This window comes from Lacinutrix sp. 5H-3-7-4 (assembly GCF_000211855.2).
Taxonomy (GTDB): Bacteria; Bacteroidota; Bacteroidia; order Flavobacteriales; family Flavobacteriaceae; genus Lacinutrix.
The window spans coordinates 1,329,481-1,350,806 of record NC_015638.1; the positions used below are offsets into that span (position 1 = coordinate 1,329,481).

The window sequence follows — 21,326 nt, forward strand, 5'->3', positions numbered from 1 at the left end:
TGATTTAACTTGCGTTTAGTCGTGTTTTTAGCGCGTTTAAACGAAATAGGTTTGCAAATAATTCAATTTTAAAGGGTTTTTGTTAAATTTTTAACAATATTCAACTTTCAAACTAATATTTCCGACTTCTAACTATTTAAACTAGATTTCATTTTAAGTTAATGCTTATGAAAAAAGTTACACTACCCAATTTTAAAAAAAGTAATCCCTTTTTATTTATAATTACTTTTATTCTATTAATTAGTTTTACAAAAGGTTATTCACAATGTGATATTACTGCTATCTCAACTTCAATGATATCAGCATGTAATAATGGAGGTACAACACCAGACCCTAGTGACGATACTTTTACAGCAGATATAACGGTGTTATTTGATGCCGCACCAGCAACAGGAACATTACAAATTTCTGGAGATAGTGGAGTAGAGTTTGTAGACGTAACAACATTTGCAGCAGGACAAACGTCCTATACTTTTTCTACAATAACAATGAGTGCAGATGGCACTTCAATAGATATTACAGCCGAATTTTTAGGAGATGCAACTTGTACATTTTCGTTTAATGAACCTTCTGCAGGATTAGCACCTGCGTCTTGTAGTCCAGATTGTATTATTTCAGATATTTCAACTTCAAATATTTCAGCCTGTAACAATAATGGAACACCTCAAGATCCATCAGATGATTTTTTTACGGCAGATATAACAGTTACTTACTCAAATCCACCAACATCTGGAACACTTGATGTAACTGGAGACGCTATTATTTCTCAAGGCTTTGGCGGTTTAAACTCAGCAACTTCTCATACATTTCCTTCTGTACAAATGGTTGCAGATGGATCTCCAATAGATTTAACTGCTAATTTCTCAGATAGTTCATGTCCTTTAAATGTTCCAGCTGCAGGAAATGCTCCAGCAAGTTGTAGTATGGATTGTAGTATAGATAATATAGAGTTGGTTGTAGATTCAAATTCAATCTGTAATAATAATGGGACAATAGGAGACGATACAGATGATTTTTTTACGTATGATATTATAGTAACATATACTAATTTACCTCCTACAGGAAATCTAACTTTAACAACTCCAACAGGTAGTATTGATGTTCCTGTTGGTGGCGTAGACTCTTCTACATCTCACACCTTTGTCGGCATTCAAAGTCCAGCAAACGGAAATGACATAGATTTAACAGCAGCTTTTTCTGCCAATGTAGCTTGTACCGTAACAATTCCTTCTGTTTTAACAGCTCCAGGACAATGTAGTACTCCTGTTGGAGATGGAGGTTTAACTTTATCAAAATCACATTGTGATTGGGGTTACACAACAACAGATACTTATATTATTAATTACACAGGTACTCTAGTAAATAATGGAGCAAACCCTGTTTATAATGTAAGTATTACAGATGATTTGGGAGCCGCTTTTGGTAGTGATAGTTATATTATAGGATTTGATTCTAGAACGGTTGGTCCAGCAATAAATGGATGGAGTTTAAACGGTGGGTTTAATGGAACCACAGATGAAGAATTATTAAATGCAGATGTTTTAAATGAATTAGATCCTGGAGAATCAATATCATATTCATTTTGTGTCGAAATTAATGCAGTAGATGCTTTAGATGGTGCAACTATAACAAATACAATTTCTGCAACAGCTAATGATACCGTTTTAGGTGATGCTTATCAAGTTAATGCAACAGATGGAGAGTTATTTCAGCAAAACCTTGCTATATTAAGTGCAGGTTTAGAAGTCAGTGATCCAACACCTACAGTAAATACTGATGGAACAGCAGATTTCTTTTATACAGTTACATTAAGAAATAATGGTTCTGGAATTGCTACAGACGTACAGTATGTAGATGCCTTTGATCATTTGTTTTCAAATGGAATACCTATTAACACGTTAAATGTAGTTACACTATCTGGATCTTTAACAGCTAATGATGATCCTACTTCTGGTTTTGATGGAGGTTCTGGATTAGCAGGAACATCTACTAATTTATTAGATCCAGGTCAAAATATGGCTCCAGGAGAAACTGCAAGTTTTAGAATAGAATTAAACGTCGGGCCTACTTCAAATCAAACAACAAGAAATACTCAAGGTGTTTTTTCTGGAACAGATGCTAGTTTGCAAACAGTTTCTGAAGCTACAAGAAGAAATACAACAGCTAACCATGATGATACTCAATGCTTCTGTGAACAAACACCTGTAAGATTAGTGTTTACTCCAATACCTATAATTACAAAAACAATTACAAACAATGATCCAGCAGGAACGCTGGGAAATAGAGATGTAACTTTTCAAATTGAAATAGAAAATGATGCAGCTTCTCCTGTAGATTTATTTAATCTTCAAATTACAGATAATATAGAAGCTATGTGTCCAGGGAATATTGTAAATGTAAGTTCGCCTGTAATAACCTCTTCAACAGCTTTAGTAGATCCAACTATAGATCCTGCATACACAGGACAAGGTTTAAACGATGTCTTTTTAAATAATACTGGTCAGTTAAGACCTGGAGATAGGGTTATAGTAGAAATAGAGGTGGAAATAACGTTACCATGTACAGGTCAAAATACAGCAACATTTAGTGCTACAGACCCTAACGGAACAGCGGTAACACCTGTGTCTTCATCTGTTCAAATTAATAATCCACCAGAAGCAGAAGATAATACATATAATACTAATGTAGATACACAAATAACAATTGATCCATTAGATAATGATTCAGATCCAGACAGTGATCCAATAATAATTTCTGAAGTAGATGGTATTCCCATAACAGAAGGTGGTGCTCCAGTAGTTTTATCAGATGATACTATTGTAGAGTATATAAATGGAGAATTAATAGTAACACCTCCTTTAGGGAGTAGTTCTCCTATTTCTTTTCCATACGTTGTTCAAGATTCTCTTGGTAATCAGGATACAGCTAACATTTTTATTACTGTTAACACTTGTACTGTAGCTGTAATATCATTAACAAATATTAGTTCATGTGATTCAAATGGTACTTCAGGTGACACATCAGATGATACATTTGTAGCAGATGTAGTTGTAGAGTATACATTTCCTCCAGGATCTGGAAATCTTGATTTAACAGGTGCTGGCATTAATACATTTGTTCCAGTTTCTGGTTTAGATTCTGCTACTCAGCATACGTTTTCAGGGTTAACTTTTTCTGCAGATGGTGCAGATGTAATTCTTACGGCAACTTTCGATAATCCAAGTGGATGTACAGACACTCAAAACGCAGGTACTGCACCAGCATCTTGTAGCGTTGCACAAGCTGATGTAGGTATAACAAAAACATTAAATGAAACAGGACCATTTGCTCCTGGTGATACAGTATCTTGGAATATTGTAGTTAGTAATTTAGGAACAGATTTAGCAACAAATGTATTTGTTACAGATACACCTACAAATGTCACAATCACTAATGTAAATGGAGGTGGTTGTGTAACTTTCCCTTGTAATGTGGGAGATATATTGCCTAATTCACCATTTAGTGATGTGACAATCGTAGTTACAGGAACAATAGATGCACCTGGTTCATTTACAAATATTGCTTCAGTTTCTGCTAATGAGGTGGATTCAAACTCAGCCAATGATACAGATGATGGTACAGACGGAAATAATGATGGCATAGCCGTTGGCGAAGCAGATTTAGTAACAGTAAAAACATTATCAAGCGCAGACACTACTCCAGCTGAAGGTGATACTGTAACATTTACAATTACCGTAACAAATAATGGGCCTGATGACGCAACTAATGTGTCATTAGCAGATACAATTCCAACAGAATTAACAGCAACAACCAATAATGGAAATACAAGTGGAGATCAATCTTCAACTTATTCGGCTCCTAACTGGACAATTCCTTTTATAGGTAGTGGGCAATTTGTAACGCTAACTATTGAAGGTACAGTCAATGCTGGTGAAGACGGAAATGTTATTACAAATACAACTACAGCAGCTACAACTGCAGATCAAACAGATCCCACAACAGCAGGAAATGATTTAACTGAAAGCGTCACTGTTGATGGATGTATAGATACTGATGGTGATGGTGATTGCGATAGTACAGATCCAGATCCTGCAAACCCATGTGTGTTTACAGCTGGTAGTGTTGCAGATACCTCGAATGCTACGTGGCAGACTGCAGACTGTGACGGTGATGGAGATCCAAACGGATCAGATCCAGATCCATTAAATCCTTGTGTTGTGAGTGGAACACCAACTATACCTGCTTCAACAGATCCAAATTATTCAATATGGGCTGCAGAAGATTGTGATGGTGATGGCGTAATTAATGACCAAGAAGTTACAGATACAACAGATCCTTTTGATCCATGTGAATATATTCAAACAAATCAAGATTATACAGTAACAACTACAGAATTCCAAAATACAGATTGTGATGGTGATGGTGTTACAAATGCAAATGAAATAGATCCAGATGGTAATGGTGAAGATGATGGAAACGGAACAGATCCATTAGATCCTTGTGATTATGAGCCTTTATTAGTTACTGAAACACAAACAGGAGCTTGGATTTTAGCAGATTGTGATGGAGATGGCGATCCAAACGGAAGTGACCCTAACCCTGAAGATCCTTGTGATTTTTCATCTGGTACAGCGACACCTTCAAACCCAGGAACACCAGGATCATCAGAGCAAGCAGCATATGATTTGTGGGCAGCAGCGGACTGTGATGGTGATGGAGATCCAAACGGAACCGATCCAGATCCACAAGATCCATGCGTATTCACAGTGGGAAGTACAGCAGATACAAGTAACCCAATATGGCAAGCAGCGGACTGTGATGGTGATGGAGAAACAAACGGAACAGAAAATGATAATGGATCAGATCCAACCGATCCTTGTAGTGTTAGTGGCGCACCAACAATACCAGCAACAAGCGATTCAAACTATTCAGTATGGGCATCTGCAGATTGTGATGGAGATGGTGAGACTAATGGAGAAGAGATCATGAATAATACAGATCCATTCGATCCATGTAGCGTAACAAATACAACAATCCCAACAAATCCTGGAACACCAGGGTCATCAGAGCAAGCTGCATATGATGTTTGGGCGGCCGCAGATTGTGATGGAGATGGTGATTCAAACGGAACCGATCCAGACCCACAAGATCCATGCGTATTCACAGCGGGAAGTACAGCAGATACAAGTAACCCAATATGGCAATCAGCGGACTGTGATGGAGATGGTGATTCAAACGGAACCGATCCAGACCCACAAGATCCATGCGTATTCACAGCGGGAAGTACAGCAGATACAAGTAACCCAATATGGCAATCAGCGGATTGTGATGGAGATGGCGATCCAAACGGAACCGATCCAGATCCACAAGATCCATGCGTATTCACAGTGGGAAGTACAGCAGATACAAGTAACCCAATATGGCAAGCAGCGGACTGTGATGGTGATGGAGAAACAAACGGAACAGAAAATGATAATGGATCAGATCCAACCGATCCTTGTAGTGTTAGTGGCGCACCAACAATACCAGCAACAAGCGATTCAAACTATTCAGTATGGGCATCTGCAGATTGTGATGGAGATGGCGAGACTAATGGAGAAGAGATCATGAATAATACAGATCCATTCGATCCATGTAGCGTAACAAATACAACAATCCCAACAAATCCTGGAACACCAGGGTCATCAGAGCAAGCTGCATATGATGTTTGGGCGGCCGCAGATTGTGATGGAGATGGTGATTCAAACGGAACCGATCCAGACCCACAAGATCCATGCGTATTCACAGCGGGAAGTACAGCAGATACAAGTAACCCAATATGGCAATCAGCGGACTGTGATGGAGATGGTGATTCAAACGGAACCGATCCAGACCCACAAGATCCATGCGTATTCACAGCGGGAAGTACAGCAGATACAAGTAACCCAATATGGCAATCAGCCGATTGTGATGGTGACGGCGATCCAAATGGAACCGATCCAGAACCATTAGATCCATGTGTATTCACAGCAGGAAGTGTAGGAGATACAAGTAACCCAGTATGGGCAGATGCAGATTGTGATGGCGATGGCGAAACAAACGAAACGGATCCAGATCCATATGATCCATGTGTAGGCGGAAACTTAGCAAACGTAGACTTATCGGATATAACTTCGGATTGGTACACAGCAGATTGTGATGGCGATGGCGTAATCAACGGAACAGAAGTAGATCCAGATATGGATGGTACCGCAGGACCTGATGGCACAGACCCAACGGACCCATGTGATTATAACGAATCGGATATAACAGTAACACAAACAGGAGACTGGACAACAGCGGATTGTGATGGTGACGGCGATCCAAACGGAACCGATCCAGAACCATTAGATCCATGTGTATTCACAGCAGGAAGTGTAGGAGATACAAGTAACCCAGTATGGGCAGATGCAGATTGTGATGGCGATGGCGAAACAAACGCAACGGATCCAGATCCATTAGATCCATGTGTAGGCGGAAACTTAGCAAACGTAGACTTATCGGATATAACTTCGGATTGGTATACAGCAGATTGTGATGGCGATGGCGTAATCAACGGAACAGAAGTAGATCCAGATATGGATGGTACCGCAGGACCTGATGGCACAGACCCAACGGACCCATGTGATTATAACGAATCGGATGTTACAGTAACTCCAAGTGGAGACTGGACAACAGCAGATTGCGATGGTGATGGAAATCCAAACGGAACGGATTCAGATCCTTTAGATCCATGTGTTGATGCAGATATTACTATGGTTGATCTTAATGATACGACTTCAGATTGGTATTTAGCAGATTGCGATGGCGATGGCGTAATTAACGGAACAGAAGTTGATCCTGATGGTGATGGTATTGTTGGACCTAATGATACAGACCCGAATGATCCATGTGATTATGATGGTTCTATTCAAGATATTAATAATACAAGTACTACTTGGTTAGGAATAGATTGTGATGGAGACGGTGTTTCAAATGGAACAGAAATTAATGATGGAACAGATCCTTTAGATACATGTAGTTATTTAGAATCTAGTCAAGATATCTCTATTGTTACGGCAGAATGGGAAGATGCAGATTGTGATGGTGATGGCGAACCAAATAGCACAGATACAGATCCATTCGATCCATGTGCAGGAGATACAGATATAACAACAAACCCACAACCAACTGATCCAAACTATGAGGTATGGGCAGCAGCCGATTGTGATGGTGATGGTTCATTAAATGAAAATGATATCTCACCATATGATCCTTGTGTAGGAGGAAATTTAGCTAATGTTGATTTATCTGATAATACTTCAGATTGGTATACAGTGGATTGTGATGGCGACGGAGTTATCAATGGAACAGAAGTAGATCCAGATATGGACGGTATAGCAGGACCAAACGGAACTGATATTAATGATCCATGTGATTACAATGCAGAAGATGTAACTGAAACTCAAACAGGAGATTGGTTATTAGAAGATTGTGATAGCGATGGTAATCCAAATGGAACAGATTCTGATCCACTAGACCCATGTGTAGATGCAGATATTACGATGGTTGACTTAAATGATACAACTAGTGATTGGTACATATCTGATTGTGATGGTGACGGCGTAATTAATGGAACAGAAGTAGATCCTGATGGAGATGGTACTGAAGGACCTAATGATACAGATCCTAATGATCCATGTGACTATGATGCATCTATTCAAGATATTACTAGCACAAGTACAACTTGGTTAGGAATGGATTGTGATGGAGATGGTGTCTCTAATGGAACAGAAATTAATGACGGAACAAATCCTTTAGATTCATGTGATTATTTAGAATCTAGTCAAGATATAACAATAGTCACTACAGAATGGCAAGATGATGATTGTGATGGCGATGGTGTTACTAATGGAACAGAAGTAATTGATGGAACTGATGTATTAGACCCATGTGATTTTAACCCATTAAGTCAAGATGTTACAACAGTTTCTTCAGAATGGGAAAACCTAGATTGTGATGGCGATGGTGTTACTAATGGAACAGAAGTAATTGATGGAACCGATGTATTAGATCCATGTGATTTTATTGTAACAAGTCAAGATACTACACCAACAACAATTTGGGAAAATGCAGATTGTGATGGAGATGGAGTTACTAACGGAGATGAAGTGATTGATGGCACAAGCCCACTAGATCCATGTGAATTTATGTTAGAAAACACAACAGTGCCACAAACACCGGAGTGGGAAGCATTAGATTGTGATGGAGATGGTGTAACAAATGGAACAGAAGTTGTTGATGGTACAGATCCATTAAATGAATGTGATTTAATAGTTTCAAGTCAAGACACTACACCAACACCAGAGTGGGAAGCATTAGATTGTGATGGAGATGGTGTAACAAATGGAGACGAAGTTAATGATGGTACAGATCCAACAGATTCATGTGATTTTGTTTTAAGTAGTCAAACTTTGCCAACCTCAGGAGAATTTATGAATGCAGATTGTGATGGTGATGGTGTTACTAATGGAGATGAAGTATTAGATGGTACAGACCCTAATGATCTTTGTGACTTCATGGTAAGTAGTCAAACCGTTACACCTTCAACAGAATGGAATAACATTGACTGTGACGGAGATGGAGTACTTAACGATCAAGAAATTCTCGATGGTACAGATCCAACAGATCCATGTGATTTTGATCCAGATAGTCAAGACATATCTATAATAACTATGGATTTTGATGATTTAGACTGTGATGGCGATGGCGTTACTAATGGCGATGAGATAGATGATGGTACGAACCCTGATGAACCATGTGATTTTGTTTTAGAAAACCAAACAGAAACACCTTCTGTAGAATGGAATGCACTAGATTGTGATGGAGATGGTGTAACAAATGAAGACGAGATCTTAGATGGTACAGACCCATTAGATAATTGTAGTTTAATTATTACAAGTCAAACAAGTATTGGAGATACAGAATTCAATAATGGAGATTGTGATGGCGATGGCGTTACTAATGGCGATGAAATTTTAGACAACACTAATCCTTTCGATTTATGTGACTTTATATTAGCTAGCCAGACAATAACACCAACATTAGAATGGAGTAATGGAGACTGTGATGGTGATGGTGTAACAAATGAAGACGAAGTATTAGATGGTACAGATCCAAACAATGCATGTGATTTTGATTTTGAAAGTCAAGATATAGATACTGTAAGTGACAATTGGTTAAATGCAGATTGTGATTGTGATGGCGCTGGAGATGGTTTTAGTAATGGCGAAGAATTGTCAGATAATAATAACAATGGCATTCCAGATTATGCTGAGTGTAATAACGGAAATCCAGATGCTGAAGATGGTCTTAATATTTTTGATATCATGACGCCAAATGGTGATGGAGATAATGATGTTTTTGTTATTAGTGGTATTGAAAACTACCCAAATAATACTTTACAAATCTATAATCGTTGGGGAGTTGAAGTGTATAATGTAGATGGATATGGTTCTGGTAACAATTTCTTTAGAGGAGTATCAGAAGGTAGGGTTACCATTAAGAAAGATGAAAACCTTCCTGTAGGAACTTACTATTATGTATTAACTTATGTAAATGATGACGGTAAAACTATTCAAAAAGCAGGACCACTTTACATTAATAGAAAATAAATATATAATACCAGCAGTTTTATAAAGCTGCTGGTTAAAACTTATAAAACAAATGAAAAATTACTTTATAGTTATTTTAGCTTCACTTACATTAGTCCTAATATCTAATAAAAGTCATAGCCAACAAGATGCTCAATACACACAATATATGTACAATACATTAAGTGTAAATCCAGCTTATGCAGGATCAAGAGATGTTTTAAGTTTTGTTGGTTTATATAGAACACAATGGGTAGGTTTAGATGGAGCACCAGACACTTTTACTGCTTCTTTGCATTCTCCAGTTGGAGAGAAAGTAGGATTGGGACTAAATATCACTCAAGATGAAATATTTATTACAAGCGAAACCTATATAGACTTATCATTTAGTTATACTTTAGACTTAAAGGATGATGCAAAATTAGCCTTTGGGATAAAAGGTGGAGGTCATTTTTTAAATATAGATACAAATAAATTAAACACGGGAGCTTTTAATCAAGGAGACTCACAAGCAGAAATTAATGTAGATAATAAATTTTCTCCACAATTAGGTTTAGGTGTGTATTATTATACTAATAAGTTTTATTTAGGACTAAGTGCTCCTAATATTTTAGAAACAGAACATTTTGATGAAAATGCAGCAAATAATAACTCATTTGCTACTGCTAAAGAAAAAATAAACCTTTATGTAATGGCAGGTAAAACATTTGATTTAACAGACGATATTAAGTTTAAACCAGCAACATTATTTAAAATAGTAGAAGGAGCTCCATTGCAATTAGACCTTTCAGCAAATTTTTTACTTAAAGAGAAATTAACCTTAGGAGTAGCATACAGATGGAGTGCTGCATTGAGTGCTATGGCAGGCTTTCAAATATCAGATAAGTTAATGTTAGGTTTAGCATACGATAGAGAAACTACAGAATTAAAACAATTTAATGATGGATCTTATGAGATCTTTTTAAGATTCGAATTGTTTAAAAGAAATAACCGAATGATCTCTCCAAGATTCTTCTAATCAAAAGAAAATTAATTATGAAAAATATAATTACAATTTATTTTAGCTTATTTTTTCTTTCAGTAAATATCTTAATGGCTCAGGAAAAAAACGCAGCCAAAGAAGGTAATAAAGAATTTGAGCAATTAGCATATATAGACGCCAGAGAGTCATATTTAAAAGCAGCTAATAACGGTTTCACATCAGATTTGTTATTAAAAAACCTTGGAGATTCTTATTATTTTAATGCAGATTATAAAAATGCAGCCAAATGGTATGGGCAACTTTTTGAATATTCAACTACTGTTGAGCCAGAATACATTTATCGTTATGCTTTATCTTTAAAAAGTGACGAAAAATATCTTGCTTCAGACCGTATAATGGAAAAATTTTACGAGACCAAAGGCGAAGATTACAGAGCGAATTTATTTATTAATGAAAGAAATTACCTTGAAGAAATAGAATTACAATCAGGAAGATTTGAATTAATAAATGTTAATTTTAATTCAGAACTTTCAGACTTTGCACCTTCTTTTTATAAAGGAAACATTATTTTTTCTTCAAACAGAAATAATAGAGGAGTTACTAAAAGAGTTCACGATTGGAATGAGCAACCTTTTTTAGATCTTTATAAGTTAAACACTTTCGACGAAAAAAACACAAATACCATTAAATTTAATTCAGATATTAATTCTATATATCATGAATCTACAGCAGTATTTACAAATGACGGTTTAACAATGTATTTTACTAGAAACAACTATACTAATGAAGATTACAAAGAAGATAAAGATGGCACAAACAAGCTAAAACTGTATAGAGCAAAAAGAGAGCATACCGAAACAACAAAATGGAATATACAAGAATTACCATTTAATAGCGACGAGTATTCTGTAGCACATCCAGCACTAAGTCCAGACGAGAAAACACTTTATTTTGCCAGTGATATGCCAGGAACAAAAGGACTCTCAGATTTATATAAAGTAGAAATAAAAGACAGCATATTTGGTAAGATAGAAAGTCTAGGTAATAAAATTAATACAGAAGGACGAGAAACATTTCCGTTTATAAGCAAAGACAATAAATTATACTTTGCATCAGATGGTCACATAGGTTTAGGAGGGTTAGATGTTTTTGTATCAAACCTTGAACAAAATAAAATAGGAGAAGTATTTAATCTAGGAAGACCTATAAACGGTCCAAATGATGATTTCACATTTATTATAAATAGTACAACAGGAATAGGCTATTTTGCATCAAACAGATCTGGAGGTATGGGAGATGATGATATTTATAGTTTTAAAAGTATAAAACCATTAATAACTAAATGCGAACAATCTATTAATGGAACTGTTTTAAATGCAATAACCGACCAGCCAATACCAAATTCAACTGTATACTTATTAGATGAAAATAACAATGTTATTAACGAAAAAACAACAGGAGTAAGTGGTAATTTTAATTTTGTTTTAGATTGTTCTAAAACCTATTCTATTAGGTCTACAAAAGAAACCTACTTGCCCGCAGAAAAAGTATTTAATACACCAAATAGAACAGGTGTAGTAGAGCGTACTTTATTCATGAAAAAAGAACAGGAACTTCCTGCTCCGTTAGGAACAGATATAGGACCTTTATTAGGAATAAATATAATATATTTTGATCTAGACAAACATTACATTAGGCAAGATGCCGAAGTAGAATTACGTAAAATAATAGATTTTATGAATGTTTATTCAAATATTAAAATAGATGTTAGGTCACATACAGACAGTCGTAATACAAGTGAATATAACTTAGATTTGTCCAACCGAAGAGCTCAAGCAACTATAGATTATTTGGTAAACGTAGGAGGCATTAATAGAGCTAGATTAACAGGTAAAGGTTACGGCGAGTTACAGTTAAGAAACAGATGCGGTGATGGTGTACCTTGTAGTGAATCTGAACACCAATTAAATAGGCGTAGTGAGTTTATAATAGTAAAATAAAGAAAAAAATTTCAAGAATAAAGCCTTTGATTTTCAAAGGCTTTTTTTGTGAAACTAACTTTATAAATCTATAAATAGATTTTCATTTTAGGATAAGTGCCTTAAAATAAGTAACTTTAGTTTAATATTAAATACTCTTATTATGGGAATAAAAAGTTTTCAAGGTGCAAGAAAAGCCACGCAACAAAACAATAATAACACACAGTCTAACTTTAAAGTAAGTGATTTTATGTCACGCGAATTAATAACATTTAAAGCAACACAATCTGTAGAAGAAGTTGTAAGCGCTTTAATTAAACACAAAATTTCTGGTGGTCCTGTAGTGAACGAACGTAATGAATTAATAGGTATAATCTCTGAAGGAGATTGTATTAAACAAATAAGCGATAGTAGATATTATAATATGCCTATGGAAAATGATTCTATAGAAAAACACATGGTAACTAATGTTGAAACGATAGATGGTAATTTAAATGTTTTTGATGCAGCAAAACAGTTTTTAGATTCTAAAAGAAGGCGTTTTCCAATAGTTGAAGATGGTAAACTGGTAGGTCAAATAAGCCAAAAAGACATATTAAAAGCTGCTATGCAATTAAAACAGCAAAACTGGAAATAGTTTATAATTTACGTTTTGGTTTATGTGCATCAGGAGTATCTGTAATAATAATTTTGCTTTTTGCACTTCCAATTATTGAGGCTATACTAGAATAATTATAATCTGCTATAGGGTTTTCTAAATCCATCCATTTAATATTTCCAGCAACTACAATTCTTTCTCCTACTTCTACAATGGCTTCAGTATATCGAAAGCTTTTTGTAAAACCAAATACGCCTTTAGATTCTATATTATAAGCATTTAAAAGCTCTATAAATTCCGGGCTCGATGTGCCAAAAGTACCAATACGTACCGTTTTATCTGTAATTAAATATTCGTGATAATTCTGTGGTGCTTTTTTAGGAAATACAACTACACGTTCACCATTTTGTTCAATAAAAAAATCTTGAATTTCTTCTTCGTAAACTAAAGTTTTCCAATGTGAAGATTTTCCTCTTTTTACCTTTTTTTCAATTTTCATTTTATAAAAAACACAAGGACGTTTGCTTAGTGGAGCATTTAAAGGAGATTCTATATTTAAAGCTTTTCCTTCAATTTTAGAAAAGCTATGCGTTCTTAAACTACCAACGCGCTGGTATGGTAGTTTTTTTAGCGTCCTTAAAATAATAGTACTAGCGCTATAATAGTAAATTAAATAAATAATTGCAGCTACAATGCTAATACCTATTCCAATCAGTATAAGTTGGTGCATTTGGTTAAGGTTTTATTTATATGTAGTATTTTTTTATAATAAGTTACGCTTACTCTTTTCCTGCTTTTAAAGCGTAAGCAGCAAATGAGGCTAACCAATGTGAGCCAGCATAAGCTCCAGAATCCATTTTATTATAACTTGCATTAAAATGTGTGTTTGCAAGAGCAATCATTTTATTATTATTTAGTGCTTTTCCTATTTCGAATAAACACCAAGCACGGCTAAAATTTAAACCATCAAGATGTGCCATTTTACCATCGGTTTTATCTACAACTTCAACAGGAAATATATGCTGCGAAGGATTTGTAGTGAATCCAGGCATAAATTTACTTAGCCAAATATTATATTCTTCTTCAGGTAAAACTTTTAGCATTAAAGCAGCTTCTTCCAAACAAGGAGATAAAAAGTCAAAACCACCAGGCTCCCAACTTAGCGGGCAATTTTCATCTGTATAATAAAAATCTTTCGCTTTCTTTTTTATAACTGTTTCTAAGGTTTTATTATATTTTTTTGCATAATCTAAAGCAAAAGACATCCCAAATGCTGTATTTGGATGTTCTCCAACTCTTATAGGGTAATTAATTTTTTCTAAAAAAATTATAAATTTATCTTCAATAAGTTTTGTTAATGGCGCTAAATCTTTCGCCATTTTTTTACCGTTTTCAGTTTCATACTCGTTTAAGCTTTCGGCAAGTTTTAATAACCATGCCCAACCATAGGTGCGTTCAAAAGTTTTGTTATGCACATCGTTAAAATAAGCGACTTCTTTTTCAATATTTTGTTTAGTGATATTGGCTGCTAATTTTTTTAATATGGCTTCTTTATGTTCAAATTCGGGAAACTCAATTAATAAGTTTACTAAGGTCCAATGTCCATGAACAGAGGAATGCCAATCAAAACAGCCATAAAAAGCAGGATGTAGCTCTTGTGGTGTTTTTAAATAAGAAGCATCTCCAATTACTTGGTTTAGTTTATTTGGGTATTCTTGGTCAATACAATTATAGGCAAAGTGATAGAGATAATTAGCTTTGTCTTGGTTAAACACTACAGTCTTAGCGAGTACTTTTGTAGTGTCTTGTTTTTTAGTTTCTTTTTTTAATGGTTCTTGTTTTTTGCTATTACAGCTAAAAATTATAAAAGGTAGAATGAAGAGTAATATAAAATTTTTCATGAGTTATTTTCGTTTTACTAAAGCAAAAAAATCGTTTTCTAATGGTAAATAACCTTGATCATAAACAAAGTAATAAACAGTACCAGCTTTGGTAGTATAAATACTTGTAAAGTAATTAAAATCGAACCCTTTTTCTATAAGTTTAGTTTTTGTGGTTTTGGTTTTTTGCTCTGGATTCAAGTTTTCTAATATTCTCCAGTTTTTTCTTAAACGGTTATTAATATTTCTTATTAAGTTTTTTCCATCTTTATTAATTTTATTATTAAATGCATTTCGACAGCCATCACTACAGAATTTTTTATCGATTCTGCCAACAATTTTGTCACCACATTCAGGGCATTTTTTTTGCATAATTGTTTTTATTTAGTTCGTACCAATTAATCATCTCGTTTTCAAAAGGAAATTGCTCAATATAATTTAAGCCTATTTTTTTTAGTATTTTATTAGATGCTATATTTCCTGTTTCTGCAGCACCTACTATGGTGTCTAAATTCATTGTGTTGAATCCATATTCTAATGAGGCGATTGCAGTTTCAAAGGCATAACCTTTGTTCCAGAAACGTTCTATTAATCTATAGCCAACATCGTAAAAGTCTCTTTTATCACCTAATGTTTCTTGCTCTCCTGTATTAAATTTTAATCCAGACCAACCAATAAATTCATTTGAAGCTTTTTCTATAACAGCAAATCTTCCAATACCACGAGTTTGATATTGATTTATAATTTTATTTATATTTTCTTGTGCCTCTGCTTTAGTTTTAATAGGTTTTTTACCTAAGTATACATGTACATTTGGGTTGGAGTCCAACTCAAACATACCATCTAAATCTGTAGCTCTTATTTCTCTTAAAATTAGCCTTTGGGTTTCTATGTGTGTACTCATTTTATTTGTGTTTGTTTAAACAGTGTTTTGAAAATCAGTAGTGTAAGATACTAATTAATCGTTTACAAACGACAACAAACGCTTACAACCGACATTAAATACGTAAATACCGAATAACTTTTTACTTCTACAAGATCTTTGCAGTGTCGAAACATAAGAACTCGATGGTATTAACTGTTTAACACGAAAAATTAAAAATTATGAACACGCTTAAAAACAAAGTACAGTTAATTGGTAACTTAGGTCAAGATCCAGAAATTATCAATTTAGAATCAGGAAAAATGTTAGCTAAATTTTCTATCGCAACAAACGATAGCTATAAGAATGCTAATGGTGAAAAAATCACCGATACGCAATGGCACAATGTTGTTGCTTGGGGAAAAACAGCACAAATTATAGAGAAGTATGTAACAAAAGGAAAAGAAGTTGCTATAGAAGGTAAACTTACAACAAGAAGTTGGGAAGATAAAGATGGTATGAAACGTTATATAACAGAGGTTGTATGTAACGAGTTATTAATGCTTGGAAATAAATAAGCATATAAAACATAACAAAAAAAGGCTCACTTAAGTGAGCCTTTTTTTATTTTTTAGAGAGTATTAAATACACAGGAAAATGGTCACTATAACCACCTTTGTAGCGTTTGCCAACATACGTTCTATAAGGAGAACCTTTATATTTGCTGTCGCGTTCTTTTAAAAAATCTTCATCAAAAATATTAGCATTCACAAATCTTAAGGCATTTTTTTTACGTTCAAAAAAATTGTGAGTAATTAAAACTTGATCAAATAAATTCCATCTTTGGTTATGGCTAGTTGTACCGCGATCTCGAGACAAAAGTGTTCGCATTGGGTTAAACAAACCATGACTAAGCTCTAGAGATTTTATACTTTTACTAGAAGGATCATCGTTAAAATCGCCCATTACAATTATTTTAGCTTCACTGTTTTTTTCTTTTAATTCTGTTATTATTTCGGTTACTTTTTGTGACGCTTTCATACGTTTATATTCAGTTTCCACATCACCAGATCGTCGAGATGGCCAATGGTTAACAAGTACATGTAACTCTAAGCCTTCAAATAAACCACTAACTAATAATATATCTCTTGTTAAATCTACTACACCCAAATCGTCTACTAAATCTAGAGTATAAGATTTAGAATAGGCAACTTTAAACACAGACTCATCGTAAAGTAAAGCAACATCAATACCTCGCTCATCTGGAGAATCATAATGTACAAAATCGTAATTATATGCCTTAAGGTGCTTAGAGTTTACTAAATCTTTTAAAACAGCTTCGTTTTCAATTTCGGCTAAACCAACAATTGCAGGATGTCTATTAACATCTTTTTTTCCAATATTAGAAATAACGTAACCAATTTTTCGTAGTTTATTATTGTAACGTTTTATACTCCATTTTTTTTCAGAATTAGGAGTCATATCACTGTCTCGTGTTAACTCATCATCATAAACATCAAAAAGGTTTTCAATATTATAAAAAGCGATACAGTGTCTTTTTCTTTTAGATTTAAAGAAGTTTAATTTCAATTTTTTAGATTTGATAGAGTTAAAAATAGCAAATTTAATCTGCTTTCAATTGATTAACTTTGTGTTTTAAAATAAATTTATGTTAGAAAAGAAAGATGTAGAATTAGAAAGTGCTGTTCTAATAGGAATTATTACTAAAGATCAGGACGAAGAACGCTCTAAAGAATATTTAGATGAGTTGGAGTTTTTAACTTACACAGCCGGTGGAGATGTAAAAAAACGTTTTACACAAAAAATGGATATGCCTAATCCTAAAACCTTTATTGGTACAGGAAAAATGGAAGATGTTCGCCAGTATATTGAAGCTAATAATATTAGTACTGCAATTTTTGATGATGAGTTGTCTGCTGCTCAAGAACGTAATATCTCTAAAATATTAAACTGTAAAGTATTAGACAGAACAAATTTAATATTAGATATTTTTGCACAACGAGCACAAACCAGTGCGGCAAGAACACAAGTAGAATTAGCACAATTTGAATATTTATTACCGCGACTAAAAGGAATGTGGACACACCTTGAAAGACAAAAAGGTGGTATAGGTATGCGTGGACCTGGAGAAACAGAAATTGAAACAGATAGACGTATAGTTCGTGACCGTATTGCACTATTAAAAGCAAAAATTAAAACAATAGACAAACAAATGTCTGTGCAACGCGGTAATCGAGGTAAAATGGTTCGTGTCGCTTTAGTTGGGTATACCAACGTAGGTAAATCTACCTTAATGAATACCATTAGTAAAAGTAAAGTATTTGCAGAAAACAAGCTTTTTGCAACTTTAGATACTACAGTTAGAAAAGTAGTAATACAAAACCTACCATTTTTATTAAGCGATACAGTAGGTTTTATACGTAAACTACCTACACAATTAGTAGAGAGTTTTAAAAGTACTTTAGATGAGGTTCGTGAGGCAGATTTATTACTACATGTGGTAGATATTTCACATCCTAATTTTGAAGATCATATTGCATCTGTAAACAAAATTCTTGGTGAAATAGATAGTAGCAATAAGCCAACAATAATGGTTTTTAATAAAATTGATGCTTATCAAGCCAAACCATACGATGAAACAGATTTAATTGCTGAAAGAACCGAAGAACATTACAGTCTTGCCGAGTGGAAAAGAACTTGGATGAATCGAGTTGGTGAGGATAATGCATTATTTATTTCCGCATTAAACAAGAAAAATTTAGAAGACTTTAAAAAACGTGTTTACGATGAGGTAAGACAAATACACATTACACGTTTCCCATATAATCATTTTCTATATCCAGATTACGATTATGAAAACATGGGAGAAGAAGAATAAATTAATAAGGGCGTTACCTAAAGGTCAGGCTATACGTTATATCTTTTTTTTGCCATATATGGCAGCAAAAAAAAGGATGCCACTACTATCCTTAACGCAAAAAAAGCACTTCTAATAAACGAAGTGCTTTTTTTAATATAATTAGAACCAACATTATATATAATACCGTATCTAAATAAAGCAAGTTATTTTCACGTTATAAATATTCATGATAAAACAAAAAATAAATTCAGTACTAAAAAATAAATGGGTAAAAAAATGCTTAGCAGCAGGTGTAATAGCCTTAATTTTAGCTATTATTTTTTACCTAAGTATCTATTTTGGAGCCTTTGGAAAATTACCAAATACTGCAGCGCTAACAAATTTAAAACAGGCCGAAGCAACCCAAGTTTTAGATAAAGACAGCACACTTATTGGTAAATATTATATTTACGATAGGCAGCCACTAACATACCAAGAATTCCCTAAACACCTTCTAAATGCCTTAATAGCAACAGAAGATGTAAGATTTTATGAGCATGATGGTGTAGATAATGTTAGTTTATTACGCGTATTTTTTAAAACAATATTATTTCAAGACCAATCCTCAGGTGGCGGTAGTACAATAACTTTACAATTAGCAAAAAATCTATTTGGAAGAGATAATCACTTTGCCTTTAGTACAGTAATTAATAAAATAAAAGAATCTATTGTTGCTAAACGAATAGAGGAAATTTACTCTAAAAAAGAAATACTTACACTGTATCTTAATACTGTTCCATTTCCAGACAACACATATGGAATAGAAAGCGCATCGCGCAAATTTTTTAATGTATCTACAAGTAATTTAACAGTGTCGCAAGCGGCAACATTAGTAGGTAGTTTAAAAGCAAACAGCTATTATAATCCCAGGCGAAATTTAGAAAATAGCCAAAAACGTCGTGATGTAGTACTACATCAAATGTTTAAATACAATTTTTTAAAAGAAGCAGAATTAAACAAAGCAAAGCAAGATTCTTTAATTTTAGACTATCAGTCTTTTAACCACGATTTAGGTTTAGCACCTTATTTTAGAGCACAATTAAAAAAAGAATTAAGCGTAATTTTGGCCAATTATAAAAAGCCAAATGGCGAACCTTACGATTTGTATAACGATGGTTTAATAGTTCACACAACATTAGATCAACAAATGCAAAAGTATGCGGAAGAAGCTATGCAATCTCACTTAACAAAACTGCAAAAAGCTTACGAAGCTTCATACGGTAATAATGCACCTTGGAAAACAAATAAAACAATAATTGAGAGCGCTTTAAAAACGTTGCCAGAATATAAAAAATATGAAGCATTAGGTTTAGAAAAAAATCAAATTATAGACTCGCTTTCTGTAAAACATGAAGTAGAATTATTTAGTTGGGATGGTGTTACAAAAAAACAAGTATCTACAATAGATAGTTTACAACATTATTTAAAATTTTTAAATACAGGTATGATTGCTTTAGATCCTAAAACTGGAGCAGTAAGAACCTATGTTGGTGGTACAGATTATAGATTTTTTAAATACGATCATGTTTCGCAAAGTGAACGTCAAGTAGGTTCAACCTTTAAGCCATTTGTATACACTGCAGCTATAGAAAACGGTATGAAACCGTGTACTTATTTTTCGCCAAAAGCCATTACTTATACAGATTATAAAAACTGGACACCAACCAATTCTGGAAGCAAAGACGAAGATCCACATATTAACTACAACTTAGAAACTGCCTTAAGCCAGTCTATGAATACCATTGCAGTTAAGGTTTTAAATGAAGTAGGAATAGATAATGTTTTGCAGCAAGCTAAAAAATTAAGTATTACAAAAGACTTACCTAAAGAACCATCTTTAGCTTTGGGTGTAGCAGAAATTAATATAAAAGAACTTGCCGGCGCTTATGCCAGTTATGTAAACAATAGTAAACCGGTTAAGCCTTATTTTATTACTAAAATTGAAGATAAAAACGGAGTAGAAATTGTGTCTTTTAAACCAGAAGAAAACACAACAAAAGCTTATAGTGATAACACAAGGCAAGTTATGTTACAAATAATGAAATCTACTGTAAACTCAGGAACAGCGGCAAGACTTCGTTCAACATATAACTTAAAAAATAATATTGCAGGTAAAACAGGAACCACTCAAGATAATAAAGATGGTTGGTTTGTAGGTGTAACACCAAATTTGGTGACTGTAAATTGGGTTGGTAACGATAATTATAATATTGGTTTTAAAACCACAGGATTAGGGCAAGGCGCAAATTCAGCATTGCCAATTTTTGCTAAATTTTATCAGAAATTAAATTTAGATTCAAATTATAATTCAATAACAAAAAGTAATTTTGAAAATCCTTCACCAGATGTTATTGATGCTTTAAACTGTGAAGATGAAAAACGTGATGGTTTCTTAAAACGCTTATTTGGTAAAAAGAAAAACGAACGAAAATTTAATAAAAAAGATTAATTTTAT

The 21,326-nt window shown here is 34.0% G+C and carries 12 protein-coding genes; 7 read left to right on the forward strand and 5 right to left on the reverse strand.

All coding sequences use genetic code 11. The features are described 5' to 3' along the window. Positions 1-167: 167 nt before the first annotated feature. The 4 genes from LACAL_RS05830 to LACAL_RS05845 all read left to right on the forward strand — a co-directional run bounded on the left by LACAL_RS05830 (position 168) and on the right by LACAL_RS05845 (position 13,248). Complete coding sequence (locus LACAL_RS05830; protein ID WP_013869785.1) at positions 168-9,671, forward strand: gliding motility-associated C-terminal domain-containing protein; 9,504 nt, start codon at positions 168-170, stop codon at positions 9,669-9,671. 52 nt (positions 9,672-9,723) lie between these two features. After that, positions 9,724-10,668, forward strand: coding sequence for a type IX secretion system membrane protein PorP/SprF (locus tag LACAL_RS05835; RefSeq protein WP_013869786.1), 945 nt, complete (start codon positions 9,724-9,726; stop codon positions 10,666-10,668). A gap of 17 nt (positions 10,669-10,685) precedes the next feature. Next, positions 10,686-12,632: an OmpA family protein gene (locus tag LACAL_RS05840; protein WP_013869787.1), complete on the forward strand. Its 1,947-nt coding sequence runs from the start codon at positions 10,686-10,688 to the stop codon at positions 12,630-12,632. Positions 12,633-12,774: 142 nt separating this feature from the next. Further along, a complete protein-coding gene (locus LACAL_RS05845) occupies positions 12,775-13,248 on the forward strand; it encodes a CBS domain-containing protein (RefSeq protein ID WP_013869788.1) in 474 nt (157 codons plus the stop codon). Position 13,249: 1 nt separating this feature from the next. On the opposite strand, the gene LACAL_RS05850 is transcribed toward LACAL_RS05845, so the two are convergent. The 4 genes from LACAL_RS05850 to LACAL_RS05865 are packed head-to-tail and all read right to left on the reverse strand — an operon-like array spanning position 13,250 to position 15,993. Beyond that, a complete protein-coding gene (locus tag LACAL_RS05850) occupies positions 13,250-13,939 on the reverse strand; it encodes a GIDE domain-containing protein (RefSeq protein ID WP_013869789.1) in 690 nt (229 codons plus the stop codon). A gap of 49 nt (positions 13,940-13,988) precedes the next feature. Continuing rightward, positions 13,989-15,110 (reverse strand): DUF2891 domain-containing protein, encoded by a 1,122-nt coding sequence (locus LACAL_RS05855; protein WP_013869790.1) that lies wholly within the window; start codon positions 15,108-15,110, stop codon positions 13,989-13,991. Between the two features lie 3 nt (positions 15,111-15,113). Further along, positions 15,114-15,461 (reverse strand): hypothetical protein, encoded by a 348-nt coding sequence (locus LACAL_RS05860; protein ID WP_013869791.1) that lies wholly within the window; start codon positions 15,459-15,461, stop codon positions 15,114-15,116. Next, entirely contained in the window at positions 15,442-15,993 is a 552-nt protein-coding gene (locus LACAL_RS05865; protein ID WP_013869792.1) for a GNAT family N-acetyltransferase, read from the reverse strand. The genes LACAL_RS05860 and LACAL_RS05865 overlap by 20 nt, the downstream gene beginning before the upstream one ends. Positions 15,994-16,193: 200 nt before the next feature. Here LACAL_RS05865 and LACAL_RS05870 point away from each other — a divergent pair, with 200 nt between their 5' ends. Next, positions 16,194-16,529 (forward strand): single-stranded DNA-binding protein, encoded by a 336-nt coding sequence (locus LACAL_RS05870; RefSeq protein WP_013869793.1) that lies wholly within the window; start codon positions 16,194-16,196, stop codon positions 16,527-16,529. Between the two features lie 46 nt (positions 16,530-16,575). Here the strand turns inward: LACAL_RS05870 and LACAL_RS05875 are convergent, their stop codons facing one another. Continuing rightward, positions 16,576-17,541, reverse strand: a complete 966-nt coding sequence (locus LACAL_RS05875; protein WP_013869794.1) for an endonuclease/exonuclease/phosphatase family protein — start codon at positions 17,539-17,541, stop codon at positions 16,576-16,578. Between the two features lie 79 nt (positions 17,542-17,620). Here LACAL_RS05875 and hflX point away from each other — a divergent pair, with 79 nt between their 5' ends. Together hflX and LACAL_RS05885 are read left to right on the forward strand one after the other, a co-directional pair. Next, a complete protein-coding gene (hflX, locus tag LACAL_RS05880) occupies positions 17,621-18,850 on the forward strand; it encodes a GTPase HflX (protein WP_013869795.1) in 1,230 nt (409 codons plus the stop codon). Between the two features lie 208 nt (positions 18,851-19,058). Continuing rightward, entirely contained in the window at positions 19,059-21,320 is a 2,262-nt protein-coding gene (locus LACAL_RS05885; protein ID WP_013869796.1) for a transglycosylase domain-containing protein, read from the forward strand. The last annotated feature ends 6 nt before the right edge of the window (positions 21,321-21,326 follow it).